This window comes from Acetobacter sp. A11-2, assembly GCF_040208445.1.
Lineage (GTDB): Bacteria > Pseudomonadota > Alphaproteobacteria > Acetobacterales > Acetobacteraceae > Acetobacter > Acetobacter oryzoeni.
Genome location: NZ_CP157843.1, coordinates 2,540,642 through 2,556,004, shown reverse-complemented (window position 1 = coordinate 2,556,004; position 15,363 = coordinate 2,540,642). Strand labels below are relative to the sequence as shown.

The 15,363-nt window shown below is 54.9% G+C and carries 14 protein-coding genes; 10 read left to right on the top strand and 4 right to left on the bottom strand.

Annotated elements, in window-relative coordinates:
* Positions 1 to 24: 24 nt before the first annotated feature.
* Positions 25 to 1,005, bottom strand: coding sequence for an RNase adapter RapZ (rapZ, locus tag ABNV41_RS12505; protein ID WP_050820312.1), 981 nt, complete (start codon positions 1,003 to 1,005; stop codon positions 25 to 27).
* A gap of 264 nt (positions 1,006 to 1,269) precedes the next feature.
* Between rapZ and ABNV41_RS12500 the strand changes: the two genes are divergently transcribed.
* On the top strand, positions 1,270 to 1,668 hold the full coding sequence (locus ABNV41_RS12500; protein ID WP_050819113.1) for a RidA family protein: 399 nt from the start codon (positions 1,270 to 1,272) through the stop codon (positions 1,666 to 1,668).
* A 19-nt stretch (positions 1,669 to 1,687) separates the two neighbouring features.
* Here the strand turns inward: ABNV41_RS12500 and ABNV41_RS12495 are convergent, their stop codons facing one another.
* On the bottom strand, positions 1,688 to 3,490 hold the full coding sequence (locus ABNV41_RS12495) for an ATP-binding protein (RefSeq protein ID WP_087651696.1): 1,803 nt from the start codon (positions 3,488 to 3,490) through the stop codon (positions 1,688 to 1,690).
* 9 nt (positions 3,491 to 3,499) lie between these two features.
* Positions 3,500 to 4,213, bottom strand: coding sequence for a response regulator transcription factor (locus ABNV41_RS12490; RefSeq protein WP_003623821.1), 714 nt, complete (start codon positions 4,211 to 4,213; stop codon positions 3,500 to 3,502).
* 193 nt (positions 4,214 to 4,406) lie between these two features.
* Between ABNV41_RS12490 and ABNV41_RS12485 the strand changes: the two genes are divergently transcribed.
* The 9 genes from ABNV41_RS12485 to ABNV41_RS12445 all read left to right on the top strand — a co-directional run bounded on the left by ABNV41_RS12485 (position 4,407) and on the right by ABNV41_RS12445 (position 14,187).
* Complete coding sequence (locus ABNV41_RS12485; RefSeq protein ID WP_050819115.1) at positions 4,407 to 5,003, top strand: nucleotide exchange factor GrpE; 597 nt, start codon at positions 4,407 to 4,409, stop codon at positions 5,001 to 5,003.
* A 205-nt stretch (positions 5,004 to 5,208) separates the two neighbouring features.
* Positions 5,209 to 7,113: a molecular chaperone DnaK gene (gene dnaK / locus ABNV41_RS12480; protein WP_050819116.1), complete on the top strand. Its 1,905-nt coding sequence runs from the start codon at positions 5,209 to 5,211 to the stop codon at positions 7,111 to 7,113.
* A gap of 155 nt (positions 7,114 to 7,268) precedes the next feature.
* Complete coding sequence (gene dnaJ, locus ABNV41_RS12475) at positions 7,269 to 8,411, top strand: molecular chaperone DnaJ (protein ID WP_050819117.1); 1,143 nt, start codon at positions 7,269 to 7,271, stop codon at positions 8,409 to 8,411.
* 6 nt (positions 8,412 to 8,417) lie between these two features.
* Positions 8,418 to 9,197 carry a 4-hydroxy-tetrahydrodipicolinate reductase gene (gene dapB / locus ABNV41_RS12470; RefSeq protein ID WP_050819118.1) on the top strand — a complete coding sequence of 260 codons (780 nt, stop codon included), beginning with the start codon at positions 8,418 to 8,420 and terminating at the stop codon, positions 9,195 to 9,197.
* Positions 9,198 to 9,385: 188 nt separating this feature from the next.
* A complete protein-coding gene (gene metK, locus ABNV41_RS12465) occupies positions 9,386 to 10,573 on the top strand; it encodes a methionine adenosyltransferase (protein ID WP_349934779.1) in 1,188 nt (395 codons plus the stop codon).
* Between the two features lie 18 nt (positions 10,574 to 10,591).
* Positions 10,592 to 11,329, top strand: a complete 738-nt coding sequence (locus ABNV41_RS12460) for a tRNA (guanosine(46)-N(7))-methyltransferase TrmB (protein WP_050819120.1) — start codon at positions 10,592 to 10,594, stop codon at positions 11,327 to 11,329.
* A 99-nt stretch (positions 11,330 to 11,428) separates the two neighbouring features.
* Positions 11,429 to 13,006: a bifunctional phosphoribosylaminoimidazolecarboxamide formyltransferase/IMP cyclohydrolase gene (gene purH, locus ABNV41_RS12455; RefSeq protein WP_003629724.1), complete on the top strand. Its 1,578-nt coding sequence runs from the start codon at positions 11,429 to 11,431 to the stop codon at positions 13,004 to 13,006.
* 121 nt (positions 13,007 to 13,127) lie between these two features.
* Positions 13,128 to 13,886, top strand: a complete 759-nt coding sequence (locus ABNV41_RS12450; RefSeq protein ID WP_050819121.1) for an OB-fold nucleic acid binding domain-containing protein — start codon at positions 13,128 to 13,130, stop codon at positions 13,884 to 13,886.
* A gap of 130 nt (positions 13,887 to 14,016) precedes the next feature.
* The gene (locus tag ABNV41_RS12445) at positions 14,017 to 14,187 is read left to right on the top strand and encodes a DUF1328 domain-containing protein (protein ID WP_003623804.1); all 171 of its coding nucleotides are present in this window, start codon (positions 14,017 to 14,019) and stop codon (positions 14,185 to 14,187) included.
* A 9-nt stretch (positions 14,188 to 14,196) separates the two neighbouring features.
* Here ABNV41_RS12445 and ABNV41_RS12440 read toward each other — a convergent pair whose 3' ends face one another.
* Complete coding sequence (locus ABNV41_RS12440; protein ID WP_050819122.1) at positions 14,197 to 15,156, bottom strand: DMT family transporter; 960 nt, start codon at positions 15,154 to 15,156, stop codon at positions 14,197 to 14,199.
* Positions 15,157 to 15,363: the final 207 nt, after the last annotated feature.

The window sequence follows — 15,363 nt, the reverse complement described above, 5'->3', positions numbered from 1 at the left end:
AGCGGTATATGCTCCTGCTTGAAATTAGAGCGTGCGGGAGGAATCAGACAAAGCAGGCTCCACAGGTTTTCTGGCCCAACGCCAAGAGGTAATGCCCTGCCGCGCTAGTTCACGGTGCATAACCATGATGGGCCATTTTCCCGCGCCCTCGTAATGTCCCATTCCATCAGGCGCGGAAAGTCTTTTGGCCAAGGCTTCTACAATGGTTACGGAGCGATGCCGCCCGCCGGAACAGCCAATGGCAATGGTGGCATACTTCTTGCCTTCCCGCACAAAGCGCGGAAGCACCAGTTGCAGCATGGCATGAATCTGGTTCAGGAACGGCAGGTAATCGCGGTCTTCCGCTACATATTCCGCAACATCAGCATCCAACCCGGTTTTGGGGGCCAGTTCGGGCACATAATGTGGGTTGCGCAAAAAGCGGGCATCAAAAACAATATCAGCTTCTCGCGGTAGGCCTGCAGGGTAGGCAAAAGACATGAGCGCTACGGTCAAGCCTTCCTGCGCGCCACCAGTCCAAGGGCTGAAACGGCTTTCTACAAACTGGCGCAGCTCCGGCGGGGGCATGTCTGTTGTATCAATCACCAGATCAGCCGCAGCCCGCAGCGGCGCTGTCAGGGCTATTTCTTCTTCAATGCCTTCTTTGATACTACCGTGCGGGGCCAGCGGGTGGCGGCGGCGTGTTGCCGTATAGCGGCGTAGCAGCACGCTTTCATCTGCTGTGGCATAAATCAGCTCAACACGCAGGTGCGGGTTCATACGCAGGCGGGCCATGGCTTCCAGCACGGCAGAAGCATCAAACCCACGGGTGCGGGAATCTACCCCAATGGCAACTGGGCGTTCTGCACGGGCCACAATATCATCCAACATCCCAAGTGGAGGGTTGTCGATAACTTCGTGTTCCAGATCTTCCAGAATCCGCAGGATGGAGGATTTGCCCGCCCCAGATAGGCCGGACACCAGCAGAATGCGGCGTGGTGCAGGCGTATCATCTGCCGTAACCATGAACGGCTTTTCCTCTCCATCTTGAGGCTGGCAGGTGCTGGTTGATGATGCAAAAAGATGCCAGAACCCGCAATCAGCCAGTAAACCAGTTAAGCGCTTTGCCAAGCCACTTTACTGCAGTTTGGCCGGTTGTGAGAAGGCATTATACTCAAGGCAGGCATCACTTCGTAACACATCGTTGCGTTTTGTGACGTAAAACAAGGCGTTTGTTACGAAAGAGAAAATTGCGGTTCGTTCGTTCTTGCCTTACGTCCTGACATTGTGATGACGCAAAAACAACAGGCAGATCGGGCTTTGGTGAAACAGCATACACCACATCTTAAACATATAACGGGTGGATTTGTTCTTTCAGGCATAACGGCTCCGCATATCAAAGGGCTGGATATGGCTGAGCAGTGCCGGGCAGCGCTGGAGCAGGGGGTAGAGCTTCTGGCCAAACAGGGGCATGCTTTGCATGATGTCACCCATATTCTCTGCACCGTTGCCGATGCTGAAAATTTTCCGTCTTGTTTCCCTGTTTTCAGGCAGTTTTTTCCTTCCATTTCCCCAACCATGACACTGATGTGGTTGAAGGATGCACCTTCTTCCCAGCCCAAAATCATTTTTGAGCTGGTTGTGCAGGAAGAAATGCTTGAGGCGCAGGAAGAAGATTACGCCTTCTGATATGCCCAGTTTTGCCAGCCTAGCGGGTGACACTCACCCGTGGCAGCTGAATGGTAAAACAGGCGCCAATAACCTGCCCATTCTGGTTGTGCAGATTATCAACAGAAATTGTGCCATGCAGGGCTTCTATAATCTGCCGGCTGATGGAAAGCCCCAAGCCTGAGTGCTGGCCGAAGTTTTCATTCTTCGGGCGCTCGGAATAAAAGCGGTCAAAAATCGAATCCAGCTTGGCCTGTGGAATGCCCGGGCCTTCATCTGCCACAGAAATGGTTACCATCTTACCCGTTGGCATAGCTGAAAGCGTGATGTGGCCGTTGGGCGGAGAAAAGGAAATGGCATTGCCAATCAGGTTGCGTAAAACCTGCACAAGCCGGTCTTCTACCGCCAGAACTTCCAGTGGGCTTTCTGGGGTATCACCCTGCACATTTGTTTGCACAATGGGTTGTCCATCTTGCCGCGTGGCCTGCTGAATTTCTGCTAAAACAGAAAGCAGCGGCGCAATGGCAACAGGCTCAGCCTTTGCGCGAGACATTTCGGCATCCAGACGGCTGGCATCTGAGATATCGGTGATCAGCCTATCCAACCTGCGCACATCATCATTGATAATAGTCAGTAGGCGGCGTTGCTGGTTTAGGTCTTCAATACGCAGCAGTGTTTCAATGGCTGAGCGGATCGAGGATAGCGGATTTTTAATTTCGTGGCTGACATCGGCGGCAAAGCGCTCAATGGCGTCCATCCGCTTCCAGAGCGCTTGCGCACTGGCTTGTAGGGCGCGCGCCACATCGCCAATTTCATCACGTCTGGCCAGCAGTCGTGCGGGTACGGTGCCAGTGCGCCCTGTTGCATCACGCATAACCTGTGCTGATGCAGCCAGCCGCAACAGTGGCCGGGCAATGGTGAGTGAGAGGTACCACGAGAGCAGTACCGTCAGCACAAGTGCCATCAGAAAAACGGACAGAATGGAAGACCGAATGGCAAACAGGGAGCGATCAACCTGTGAGGCCACGCGGGTAAGCTGAATAATGCCAATGGTGCTGCCATCGTGCATAACGGGTTCAGCCACCGTAATAATCAGGCGCCCCCGAGCAGTACGCCGGATATAGGGCGGCGCTTCCTGCGGGGGAGGTGGCGGGGCGCCTTGTGTTCCTATGGCAGTGCCAGACGGCCGGGCAGGAATATCTTCCTCATCCGTGTTCAGCGTAACAATGCCCGAATTATGGCTCCCCCATAGCCATGTGAGAAACCGTTCATAAATGCCGGGCTGCGTGGCTGGCGGAAAAGGGATGGTTTTTACACGTTGCTCGTTGCGCGGTGTGGCAGGAGCGGGTTCTGCCGTTTCGGGCCAGTCTGCGAGGTTGTCAGCCACCAAGCGGCCATCCGGCCCAAACAGGCGGGCATGGGCATTGGGGCTTGGTTCTGTAAGCCGCAGCAGCAGTGGGCGCGCTAGAGATTCTTCCAGCACATAGCCCCGATCCTGCGGGTTAATGGCGTGGGGGTGCGTTGCGCGTACGGCACTTTGACCTAACGCGCCCGCATAAATCCGGGCCTGTTCACGCAGGGCCGTGACTTCTGTTGCCAGAAGACCGTTCCGAAACTGGTTCAGAAACAGAATGGTTACGCCCAGCAGAGCGATAGGCAAGATATTAACCAGCAAGACCCGCCGCATCAGCGGAGAAATCAGCCGTGTGCGAGAGGCCTGATAAGCCGCTGTGGCTTCTATACTGCCTTTGCGGGGCTTGTTACCCGGCATAGACAGATAATGCAGGCCACCAATGCGGCCTGCCAGCGCCTTAAAAAAAGAAGGGGCGGGCGGGCTGGTCATGAACCGCGATCAGTCTTCCCGATATCGGTAACCGATACCGTATAAGGTTTCGATCTGGTTGAATTCGTCATCCACCTGCCGGAACTTTTTGCGCACACGCTTGATATGGCTGTCGATGGTGCGGTCATCTACATACACGGTGTCACCATACGCAGCATCAATCAGCTGATCGCGGGATTTCACCAGTCCGGGCCGCTGGGCCAGTGTTTTTACCAGCAGAAACTCCGTTACGGTCAGGGGCACATCTTCCCCTTTCCATGTGCATTTGTGGCGTAGTTCATCCAGAGAAAGGTTGCCACGCACCAATGCGCCACCCGTAGGTTCCCCATTGGCTTCTGCTCGGCTTACTTCATTCCGGCGCAGCAGGGCGCGGATGCGTTCCAGCAAAAGGCGTTGGGAGAACGGCTTGGTAATGTAATCATCCGCCCCAAGGCGCAGGCCCATAAGCTGGTCCACTTCCTCGTTCTTGGAGGACAGGAAAATGACAGGCAGGTTGGAGCGGGTGCGCAACCGTTGCAGAAGTTCCATGCCATCCATGCGGGGCATCTTGATGTCCAGAACAGCCAGATCAACCGGGTAGGCCGTTAAGCCCTGCAGTGCCGATTCGCCATCTGTATATGTGCGAACATTGAAGCCTTCTGCCTCCAGCGTCATCTGCACCGATGTCAGGATATTGCGGTCATCATCCACCAGCGCAATTGTCTGCTTGGTGCGCTCTGTCATTGTCTGCGTTGTCCTTCCCTGCTGCCATGCGAGCAAGCCCTATAGACTAGGACGTGCCATCCTATCCTGCCAAGTGCCCCTGTCCAGAATCGGCCAGCTTTTTTCTGTATTGTGTAGATAGGGCATAAAATCATGCACATGGCAGGGGTGGCGGGTCTTGTCGGCGGCGTTTGCGTTGCTTACTTCAAAAGGCATGACCCAAGATACAGATCCCACACAGGTCGAAACGCCGGCAGCACAGCCGGCCCCGGCCGAGCAGACGGCTCCGGAACACGAAGCCGCTGCTGAAGCTGCGCAGAACGGTCAGCCAAGCGGCCCGGAAGCGCGTATTCAGGAACTTGAGCAGGCCGCTGCTGACTTTAAGGAAAAGTGGCTGCGTTCAGAGGCTGAAAACCAGAACCTGCGCGCCCGTGCCAAGCGTGATCTGGATGATGCCCGCCAGTACGCCGTGCAGAAATTTGCACGTGACGTTGTAGAGGCCGCAGAAAACCTGCGCCGTGCGCTGGCCAGCCTGCCACCTGCGCAGGAAGGTGAAGATTCTGTGCTGACCAAAATGCGTGAAGGCATTGAAAGCACGGAACGTTCCTTTATTTCCATTCTGGAACGCCATGGCATCAAGTGTGATGACCCGTCAGGCAAGCCGTTTGATGCCAACCTGCATCAGGCAATGGCAGAGCAACCCAGTGCTGAACACGAACCCGGTACGGTCATGCAGGCATGGACGCCAACATGGACGCTGCACGGGCGCCTGCTTAAGCCAGCCATGGTGGTGGTTGCCAAGGCTTCCTGATCAGGAGGTTACGGCATGGCGGCAGGTAAAAAATCCTGCCCGCCAAGGTGTTTTCCCTTCTTGAAAAAGAGAAAACGCCACCATACATCAGGTTTATCATTCAGGCCTGCTTTTACCTCATTACGGGCAGAGCGGGCGGGTAAATGAAAGCAAGGGCCTTTTCTGGTGCTTCGGGCCAGATGGGGTCGCTGAAAGGGAATATATAATGAGTAAAGTTATTGGTATCGACCTTGGTACAACCAACTCCTGCGTTGCAGTGCGTGAAGGTAACGAAACTAAGGTTATCGAAAACAGCGAAGGCGCACGCACCACCCCGTCTATGGTGGCTTTCACCGAAAGCGGTGAAATGCTTGTGGGTCAGGCTGCAAAGCGTCAGGCAGTTACCAACCCGGCTAACACTTTCTACGCTGTTAAGCGTCTGATCGGTCGTCGTTTTGATGATCCGACAGTCCAGAAAGACAAGGAAATGGTGCCCTACGCCATCGTTCAGGGTGATAATGGCGATGCATGGGTTGAGGCGCGCGGCAAAAAATATGCCCCCTCACAGATTTCCGCCTTCGTTCTGGGCAAGATGAAGGAAACGGCTGAATCCTATCTGGGTGAAAAAGTTTCTCAGGCCGTTATCACCGTTCCGGCTTACTTTAACGATGCCCAGCGTCAGGCAACCAAGGATGCAGGTAAGATTGCCGGCCTTGAAGTGCTGCGTATCATCAACGAACCCACAGCAGCTGCTCTGGCTTACGGGCTGGAAAAGAAAAGCGGCGGCACCGTGGCTGTGTATGACCTTGGTGGTGGCACGTTTGACGTTTCCGTTCTGGAAATTTCCGATGGCGTGATCGAAGTGAAATCCACCAACGGTGATACGTTCCTGGGTGGTGAAGACTTTGATAACCGCATCATCGGTTACCTGGCAGACGAGTTCAAACGCGAACAGGGTATTGATCTGCGGTCTGACAAGCTGGCTCTGCAGCGTCTGAAAGAAGCAGCAGAAAAAGCCAAGATCGAACTGTCTTCCTCCAAGGAAACAGAAATCAACCTGCCGTTCATCACGGCCGATGCATCTGGCCCGAAACACCTTGTTCTGAAGCTGACCCGCGCCAAGCTGGAAAGCCTTGTGGACGATCTGGTGCAGCGTACGCTGGAACCCTGTAAGGCAGCGCTGAAGGATGCTGGCCTGTCTGCTTCTCAGATTGACGAAGTCATTCTGGTTGGCGGTATGACCCGTATGCCCAAGGTTATCGAAACGGTTAAAGGCTTCTTTGGTAAAGACCCAGCCCGTAACGTGAACCCCGATGAAGTTGTGGCCATTGGTGCTGCTATTCAGGGTGCCGTTCTGAAGGGTGATGTTAAAGACGTTCTGCTGCTGGACGTAACTCCGCTTTCTCTGGGTATTGAAACGCTGGGTGGTGTGTTCACCCGTCTGATCGACCGCAACACAACCATCCCGACCAAGAAGAGCCAGGTGTTCTCCACAGCGGAAGATAATCAGAGCGCTGTGACCATTAAGGTCTATCAGGGCGAACGCGAAATGGCAGCCGATAACAAGCTGCTGGGTAACTTCGACCTGACCGGTATTCCTGCAGCTCCGCGTGGCGTGCCGCAGATTGAAGTGACCTTCGATATCGATGCCAACGGCATTGTGTCCGTGTCCGCTAAGGACAAGGCAACCGGTAAGGAGCAGCAGATCAAGATCCAGGCTTCTGGTGGTCTGTCCGATACCGATATCGACAAGATGGTGAAGGACGCTGAAGCTAACGCTGAAGCCGATAAAGCCAAGCGTGAGCAGGTAGAACTGCGCAACAATGCTGAAGCTCTGGTGCATCAGACTGAAAAGTCTCTGACCGAAGCTGGTGACAAGGTTCCGGCTGCTGAAAAGAGCGAAGCAGAAAGCGCCATTGCTGCTGTTAAGGCCGCTATGGAAGGCACAGATGCAGAAGCTCTGAAAAGCGCAACCGAACGCCTGACACAGGCAGCCATGAAGGTGGGTGAAGCCGCTTACAAGGCTGGTCAGGCTGGTGAAGCTGCTCCGGAAGCAGAAGCTGCAAAGCCGGACGAAAAAGAAATCGTTGACGCTGACTTTGAAGACGTGAACGACAGCAAGAAGTCCTGATCGGACGCTATGCACAAGGGTGACTATGTGACAAACATAGTCACCCTTTACTTTATTTCTGGCGTCCGCGCTTCATTGTAAGGCGGGCGCTTTTTGTTGTTTCGGACAAATGCTGTGCTCATGCTTTAGAGGCAGCCCCCGACAAGAGGACTTCCATGGCCACTCAGCTCGATTACTACGCAATTCTTGAGGTTTCCCGAACAGCCACGGCTGATGAAATCAAGAAATCCTATCGCAAGCTGGCCATGAAGTATCATCCCGATCGGAACCCGGGGGATGATGCAGCAGAAGCCAAGTTCAAGGAAATCAACCAGGCCTACGATATCCTGAAGGACGAACAAAAGCGCGCTGCGTATGACCAGTACGGCCATGCCGCGTTTGAAGGCGGTGGCCCTGGCCCCGGCGGGTTTGACTTTGGCGGTGGCTTTGGTGGCGGTGGTCTGGGCGATATTTTCGAACAGATGTTTGGTGACATGATGGGCGGCCGCCGTGGTGGCCGTGCACGCACTGGCAACGATATCCAGACCCATGTTGAAATCACGCTAGAAGAAGCTTTTACCGGCGTAAAAAAAGATGTGCGGGTCATTACCCGCGTGGCGTGCGAATCCTGCCACGGCACAGGTTCTAACGATGGCGCATCGGGCGTTGAAGTCTGCCCAAGCTGCCACGGTGCAGGCAAGGTGCGGGCGCAGCAGGGCTTTTTTGTTGTGGAGCGCCCATGCCCAACCTGCCATGGCGCAGGCAAGGTGGTGAAAAACCCCTGCAAGGTTTGCCACGGCGAAAGCACAGTGGAAAAGGAACGCACGGTTGAAGTGCAGATTCCTGCCGGTGTGGAAGACGGCACGCGCATCCGTCTTTCTGGTGAAGGAGAGGCCGGAGGCAACGGTGTGCCGCCGGGTGATCTGTATATCCACGTTTCTGTTGTAGAACATGGCATTTTCCAGCGCGATGGTGCCAACATTTATTGCCGCGTGCCGTTGCGCATGGCGCAGGCTGCTTTGGGCACAGAAATTGAAGTGCCTGTGATTGATGGCTCCCGCACCAAGGTAAAAATTCCGGCTGGCACGCAAACCGGCGCACATTTTCGCCTGCGCGGTAAAGGCTTCTCGGTTCTGCGCTCTACGGCCCGTGGCGATATGTACATTCAGGTTACGGTGGAAACGCCGCAAAACCTCAGCAAGCGCCAGCGTGAACTGTTGGAAGAATTTGAAAAAGAAGCCGGTGAGGATGTGAAGCAGAGCCCCGAACATACGGGCTTCTTCCGCCGCGTGCGGGACTTTTTTGAAGGGAAGGAATAAGCGCTCATGCGTATCGGTATTGCAGGCATAACGGGGCGCGTGGGCCGTTTGTTGGTGGAAGAAGTGCAGGCCGCAGGGGCAACCCTTTCTGGTGGCACAACACGTAAGCCAGAAGCAGTCAGTGGTCTGCCCCAAGGTGTGCCGCTGTTTAAGGATATGGCCGAATTAGCTGCCAACAGCGATGTGGTGATTGATTTCACCCACGCTGATACGGTTATCCCGAATGCACAGGCATTGGCCGCAGCAGGCACGGCATGGGTGCTGGGTACAACTGGCCTTTCAGCAGAGCAGCAGTCAGCCGTAAACAAAGCAGCAGAAAAAATTGCTGTGGTACATGCTGCCAATTATTCCCCCGGCGTTACATTGGTGCAGCGTTTGGCGCAGATGATGGCACGTGTGCTGCCAGCAGACTCCTACGATGCTGAAATTGTGGAAATGCACCACCGGCAGAAAGTGGATGCGCCATCCGGCACGGCCTTGGCTATTGGTGAGGCCGTGGCGCAGGGGCGTGGTGTAAAGCTGGCAGACGTGCGTGAAAGTGGGCGTGATGGCCATACTGGCCCCCGCAAGGAAGGGGCTATTGGCTTTGCAGCTTTGCGTGGTGGGCAGATTGTGGGCGAACATGAAGTATTGTTCACATCAGCCGATGAGCAGATTGTTCTGGGGCACCGCGCCTTTGATCGGCGCATTTTTGCCACTGGTGCGGTGCGTGCTGCCAAGTGGGTAAAAGGGCACAAACCCGGCCTTTACAGCATGGAAGACGTGCTGGGCCTGCCCCCACTATAAGGCCAGCTTAAAGGGGCGGGCAGTGTCCGCCCCGCGTTGGGCGCAAGGCTGAAAACGGCGTTTCTTGCTGGCCTGTTTGGCCAATACTCTTGACCGCTGCTTTCTATCCCTTCATACGACCTCGTCCCCCTTTTTTAGGGCGGGCTTCTGTTTCCTTTTTCACAGTGCGTGGGGCAAACGGCACCATCATGCGTAAAGACGGCGATTTTCTGTTTACTTCGGAGTCTGTTTCCGAAGGCCATCCCGATAAAGTTGCTGACCGGATCAGCGATACCGTTCTGGACGCTTATCTTGCGGCAGATCCGGAAGCCCGCGTTGCCTGTGAAACGCTGGTAACCACCAACCGCATCATTCTTGCGGGTGAAGTACGTGGCCCATCTTCCGTTACATCGGACAAGCTGACTGAACTGGCGCGCGAAGCTGTCAAAGATATCGGTTACGATCAGGAAGGTTTCTCCTGGCGCCGTGCGGAAGCTGCCAATTACCTGCATGCGCAGTCTGCTGATATTGCAGTAGGCGTTGATAGCGCAGGTGAAAAAGACGAAGGCGCAGGCGATCAGGGGATCATGTTCGGGTATGCCTCGAACGAAACCGATACCCTTATGCCAGCCCCCATCTACTATGCGCACCGCATTCTGCATGAAATGCGTGATCTGCGCCGTGCGGGTGACCCGATTGTGGCAGGCCTGCAGCCGGATGCCAAAAGCCAGGTGACCCTGCGCTACGTCAATGGCCGCCCGGTTGGTGCGACCTCTGTGGTGATTTCCACCCAGCATGATGAAGGTATCAATCAGGAAGAACTGCGTGGCCGTCTGGGTCAGGTGGTTAAGAATGTGCTGCCAGAAGGTTGGGTGCCGCCGGAAAAAGAATTCTACGTCAACCCCACGGGTGTGTTCGTAATTGGCGGCCCGGATGGTGACTGCGGGCTGACAGGCCGTAAGATTATTGTGGATACCTATGGTGGTGCAGCCCCGCATGGTGGTGGTGCATTCTCCGGTAAGGACCCCACGAAGGTTGACCGTTCCGCAGCTTATGCCTGCCGCTATCTGGCTAAAAATGTTGTGGCCGCTGGTCTGGCAGACCGTTGCACCATTCAGCTTTCCTACGCCATTGGCGTGTCTCATCCGCTGTCCGTCTATGTGGATCTGGATGAAACCGGTAAAGATGTAGATGAAAACCGTCTGGGTGACGTGCTGCGTGAAGTGATGGATCTTACCCCACGTGGTATCCGTAAGCACCTGCGCCTGAACCGTCCGATTTATGCTGTGACATCTGCTTATGGTCACTTTGGCCGCCAGCCAGATTCCAAGCTGGACACCTTTACGTGGGAACAGACCGATCTGGTTGACGCCCTGCGTAGCGCGCTGAACCGCTAAGTTTAGGGCGTTCTGTTCATGGCGGAGGCTAAAGGTTCGGCTGAAAATGGTCAGCCTGTGGTAACAGATGTCAAACCCCCGCCGGAGCGGCTGTACGGCCGCCAGCGTGGGCATCCGTTGCGCCCCCGTCAGGAACGGCTGCTGGATGAAACCCTGCCGCGTATGCGCTTTCCGCTAGAGCGCGCGGCAGATCCGGCTTCTGTTTTTGGCCATACGCCAGAACAGATCTGGTTTGAGGTTGGCTTTGGCGGTGGTGAGCACGTGCTTGCTCAAACCAATGCACACCCCGAAGTGGGGTATATTGCCTCCGAAGTTTTCCATAACGGTTTGTGCTCCCTGTTAAGCCGCCTTGTGCCGGTGGGGGAGGAAGCAACGGCTCCCGTGCCAGAAATGCTGCGGCTGTGGGATGATGATGCCCGGCAAGTGCTGAATGTGCTGCCCGATGCGTGTCTGGACAGGTTGTTCCTGATGTTTCCAGATCCGTGGCCCAAGGCACGCCATGCCAAGCGGCGCTTTGTGCATCCGCAAAATGTGGCGTTGGCTGCCCGTGTGCTTAAGCCCGGTGCCGTGTGGCGCGTTGCCAGTGATGATCCTACCTATCAGGCATGGGTGGAGGAAGTTATGGCAGCTCAGGATTACTTTGAAGCGCCAAAACCCGTTTTAACCCGGCCAGAAGGCTGGTTCCCCACGCGGTATGAGGCCAAGGCCATTGCTGCTGGCCGCCAGCCTATGTACTGGACATTTACCCGCCGCTAAGGCGGGTTTTGTCGTTTTTCACCCCTCGGCTGATGGTCTGCATGTGACATGTTGGGGTCATCAGCCCGCATTACGTTTTTGCCATGCGAAAGGTCCGCCATGAGCCAGACGACGCTGCCTATCCGTCGTGCCCTTGTTTCTGTTTCCGATAAAACGGGTCTGCTTGATCTTGCCCGCGCTCTTGCAGCGCAGGGGGCAGAAATTCTTTCTACCGGGGGGTCTGCCAAGGCGCTGCGCGATGCAGGTATCCCTGTTACGGAAGTTTCGGATTACACAGGCTTTCCCGAAATTCTGGATGGCCGGGTAAAAACACTGGTGCCCAAAATTCATGGTGGCATTCTGGGCCGGCGTGATCTTCCTGCGCACGTGGCCCAGATGGAAGAACACGGCATTGGCCCAATCGATCTGGTGGCTGTCAATCTGTATCCGTTTGAAAAAACGGTTGCTTCTGGCGCAGATGCAGATACCTGCATTGAAAACATTGATATCGGTGGCCCTGCACTTATTCGCGCTGCCGCCAAAAACCATGCCCATGTGGTGGTGCTGACAGACCCGGCCCAGTATGAAGGGCTGATTGATGCGTTGGGCGATGGTGGCACCACGCTGGAAATGCGCCGTGCCTATGCGGGTGCTGCGTATGCCCGTACTGCTGCGTATGATGCCGCCATTGCTGCATGGTTTGCCAAGCAGGCTCAGCAGCCTTTCCCCGAACGCTTCATTATGGCTGGCCAGCGTGCGGAAATTCTGCGTTACGGTGAAAATCCGCACCAGAAGGCCGCTTTCTATCGTGATGGCACAGTGCGCCCCGGCGTGGCTACGGCACAGCAGGTGCAGGGTAAGTCTCTCTCCTACAACAACATCAATGATACCGATGCTGCGTTTGAGGCTGTAGCTGAATTTGATAGCCCGGCCGTTGTGATTGTAAAGCATGCCAACCCTTGTGGCGTGGCTGTTGCACCTTCACTGACAGCAGCGTGGGATCAGGCCCTGCGGTGCGATCCGGTTTCTGCCTTTGGGGGCATTGTGGCCCTAAACCGCACGCTGGATGCGGCTACGGCAGAAAAGATTTCCACCATCTTTACGGAAGTGATTGTGGCTCCGGATGCGGAAGAAGATGCCAAGGCGCTTCTGTCCCGCAAAAAGAACCTGCGTCTGCTGCTAACCGGTGGCCTGCCTAACCCTGCGGCAGAAGGTATTGTGGTGCGTTCTGTAGCCGGTGGTTTTCTGGCTCAAACGCGTGATAACGGCCAGATCAGCCGTGAAGGCCTGAAGGTGGTGACAAAGCGCGCCCCTACGGAACAGGAAATGCAGGATCTGATCTTTGCATTCCGCGTGGCCAAGCACGTTAAGTCTAACGCTATTGTGTACGCCAAGGATGGCGCCACAGTGGGCATTGGCGCTGGCCAAATGAGCCGTGTGGATTCTGCGCGTATTGCGGCTTCCAAAAGTGGTGAGGCCGCAAAGGCTGCCGGGCAGGATACGCCGCTTACACAGGGTTCTGTTGCTGCGTCTGATGCGTTCTTCCCGTTTGCAGATGGTCTGGAAACCATTGTTGCCGCTGGGGCCACTGCGGTTATTCAGCCGGGTGGTTCCATCCGTGATAACGAGGTGATTGCCGCAGCAGATGCTGCCGGTATTGCCATGGTGTTTACTGGTATGCGCCATTTCCGCCACTGACACGCTTTTCCCGCTCTTGCGGGAATGACAGTTCGTGGCAAAGAATAGGGCCACGAATCTCACGCAATGCTGTCCCCCGTGCACATATGGGCGGGGGCGGCGTTTCATAATCGGTTGGGCTATGCGCTATCTGCTTTCTTTGTCTGCTGCATTATTGGTGTCTTCCGTGGCTGTAGCCGCGCCAGCACATAAAACGCCTGCCTCCAAGGCAGAGTCCTTTTCTGCTCGGCAGACACACACAGAAAAGCAGGCAGATGGTGTGTATGATCTTTCTGGCTTGCCTTCCTTTAGCGGTAAGGTCGCGCAGTTTCTGCCATCCCCTCATGGGGGTGTGTTTGGGCTGGTGCTGGAAGATGGCACGCAGGTTTTTGTTTCCCCAGAACAAACGCATGCATTGGCTGGGCTGGTTAAACCGGGGGATGTTATTTCCATCCGCGGGTTAAAGGGCCGCACATTGCCTATTATTCGGGCGTTTGGAATTACCAGCCCGCGTGGCCGTGGCATGCAGGACAATTTTATTGCCATGCCCGTGCATTCTACTGAAATGATTGCCGGCCCGGATTTGGTGCTGCATGGCGAAATCTGGCAGCAGCTTTACAATGCCAATGGGGAACTTTCCGGTGTGATTTTGAAAGATCACTCCGTTATCTGCATTACCCCGCGTGAAGCTGCGCGTGTGGCTAATCTGCTTACACCGGGCCAAACGCTCTATGCTGTTGGCACAGGTAGTAGTGGTGAGCTTGGCACGGCTATTGATGCACGAGAAATTGGTACATCAGCCGAAAAAATGGTGGGTATTGCCGTGGGTGATGCGCCGCCACCCGGCCCACCTGCTGGCAGCCCGGCTTATGATATTATTCCCGGTGCAGAAGAACACTAAAGCCGCTCTATAGGCGTGCAGCGTAAGTGCAAAGTGGCAAGCAAACTGTTGCCGCTTTTGTGCGTTAGCCTTTCTACTACAGGTGACTAACAGTCATACGTGTTGACGTGTGGCGGAAGGGAGAAAGTAGATGGCTATTTTACGCTGGGTTCTGATTTTTCTAATTTTTGCCCTTCTGGCATCCATATTCGGGTTTTCTGGCGCGGCAGGCAACTTTACAGAAATAGCTAAAATTCTGCTGTTTGTGTTTGTGGTGCTGCTGGTAATCAGCCTCTTTTTTGGACGCACACCCCGAACCTGATTTCAGCCTTTATTCAGATGTGTTGTGTGGTGTGCGGTGGGCTGCCGTGCACCACAGCACACCTGTTATGAGGCAGATAATGGCGCAAAACTCTACAAGACTGGGCCAGCGATGTGCCCATACAAAGCTATAAAGCAGGGCAAACAGCGTTTCAAAAATAATCATTTGCCCGGAAAGCGTGAGCGGCAGCAGGCGGGAGGCTCGGTTCCATAACCCGTTGGCCACTACAGAAGCCAAAAGCGCCGTAGCACTACACACGCCCCAAAAACGCGCCCAATCTAGCCAGGCATGGGGCACAGCATGCAAAACAAAGGCGGGAATAACCAGCACAAGAGCGAGTGCGCCGGTAACAACGCCTGTTAGCAGAGACCAGTCATGGTCACTCACGGTAGAGGTTTTTAACAGCCAGCGCGTGTTTTCAACGGCATATAATGTCCATGATGCCAAAGCCCCCACAGCACAAAGCAATCCAATAACTTGGGTAGGAAAAGCCACCGGGTGCGCCGGAGTGGCTGCTGCATGAGCCGTAAAACTGCGCGAAACAATAAGCAGAATACCAATAATACTAAGGCTCATGGGGGCAGCAATCTGTTTGATACGGATGCTACTGCCCGCCCGTATGCCCATAATCAGCACAGCAATGGGTAAAAACCCAATAATAAGCGTGGTTACAGGGCCGCCTACAGTTGTAATGGCGGTGGAAAGCAGAATGTAATACAGAACATTGCCCAGAATAGATAAGCGGATAAGCGCAATCCACTCGGCTTTTCCCAGAATGTTTTTAAGAATATTCCAACGGGGCAATAGCAAGGCCAGAGAGATTAGACCATAAACAATGTAACGCCCGGCTGTCATTTGCAGAGATGTAAAATCATGCAGCAGCAGGGGAACAATAAATACAGTGCCCCATAACGCACCGCTTCCCATACCATTAAGCACACCAAGGGTGAGAGAGCGGGAAGACGTCATTTTATTCTACCATGCAAAAAACCGGAAAAGGCCTATTCCGGCTTTGTCTTGCCGGAGAAAGGTTCATGCCTGTCTAAAAGAGTATTGGGGCAGACACTATGTTTTTTGCAGGTATCAGCTACACGCCTGCGTGCAACGCATTGTGTGGGGTTTTTGCGGGCAGATTTAACGTAGCTTGCTGCGTTTACAGGCAGCAAGCCACGTTAA

What these genes read in the sequence shown, in the direction of transcription:
- rapZ (WP_050820312.1), bottom strand. Translation starts at nt 1,005, where the DNA reads ATGGTTACGGCAGATGATACGCCTGCACCACGCCGCATTCTGCTGGTG.
- ABNV41_RS12500 (WP_050819113.1), top strand. Translation starts at nt 1,270, where the DNA reads ATGACGCAAAAACAACAGGCAGATCGGGCTTTGGTGAAACAGCATACA.
- ABNV41_RS12495 (WP_087651696.1), bottom strand. Translation starts at nt 3,490, where the DNA reads ATGACCAGCCCGCCCGCCCCTTCTTTTTTTAAGGCGCTGGCAGGCCGC.
- ABNV41_RS12490 (WP_003623821.1), bottom strand. Translation starts at nt 4,213, where the DNA reads ATGACAGAGCGCACCAAGCAGACAATTGCGCTGGTGGATGATGACCGC.
- ABNV41_RS12485 (WP_050819115.1), top strand. Translation starts at nt 4,407, where the DNA reads ATGACCCAAGATACAGATCCCACACAGGTCGAAACGCCGGCAGCACAG.
- dnaK (WP_050819116.1), top strand. Translation starts at nt 5,209, where the DNA reads ATGAGTAAAGTTATTGGTATCGACCTTGGTACAACCAACTCCTGCGTT.
- dnaJ (WP_050819117.1), top strand. Translation starts at nt 7,269, where the DNA reads ATGGCCACTCAGCTCGATTACTACGCAATTCTTGAGGTTTCCCGAACA.
- dapB (WP_050819118.1), top strand. Translation starts at nt 8,418, where the DNA reads ATGCGTATCGGTATTGCAGGCATAACGGGGCGCGTGGGCCGTTTGTTG.
- metK (WP_349934779.1), top strand. Translation starts at nt 9,386, where the DNA reads ATGCGTAAAGACGGCGATTTTCTGTTTACTTCGGAGTCTGTTTCCGAA.
- ABNV41_RS12460 (WP_050819120.1), top strand. Translation starts at nt 10,592, where the DNA reads ATGGCGGAGGCTAAAGGTTCGGCTGAAAATGGTCAGCCTGTGGTAACA.
- purH (WP_003629724.1), top strand. Translation starts at nt 11,429, where the DNA reads ATGAGCCAGACGACGCTGCCTATCCGTCGTGCCCTTGTTTCTGTTTCC.
- ABNV41_RS12450 (WP_050819121.1), top strand. Translation starts at nt 13,128, where the DNA reads ATGCGCTATCTGCTTTCTTTGTCTGCTGCATTATTGGTGTCTTCCGTG.
- ABNV41_RS12445 (WP_003623804.1), top strand. Translation starts at nt 14,017, where the DNA reads ATGGCTATTTTACGCTGGGTTCTGATTTTTCTAATTTTTGCCCTTCTG.
- ABNV41_RS12440 (WP_050819122.1), bottom strand. Translation starts at nt 15,156, where the DNA reads ATGACGTCTTCCCGCTCTCTCACCCTTGGTGTGCTTAATGGTATGGGA.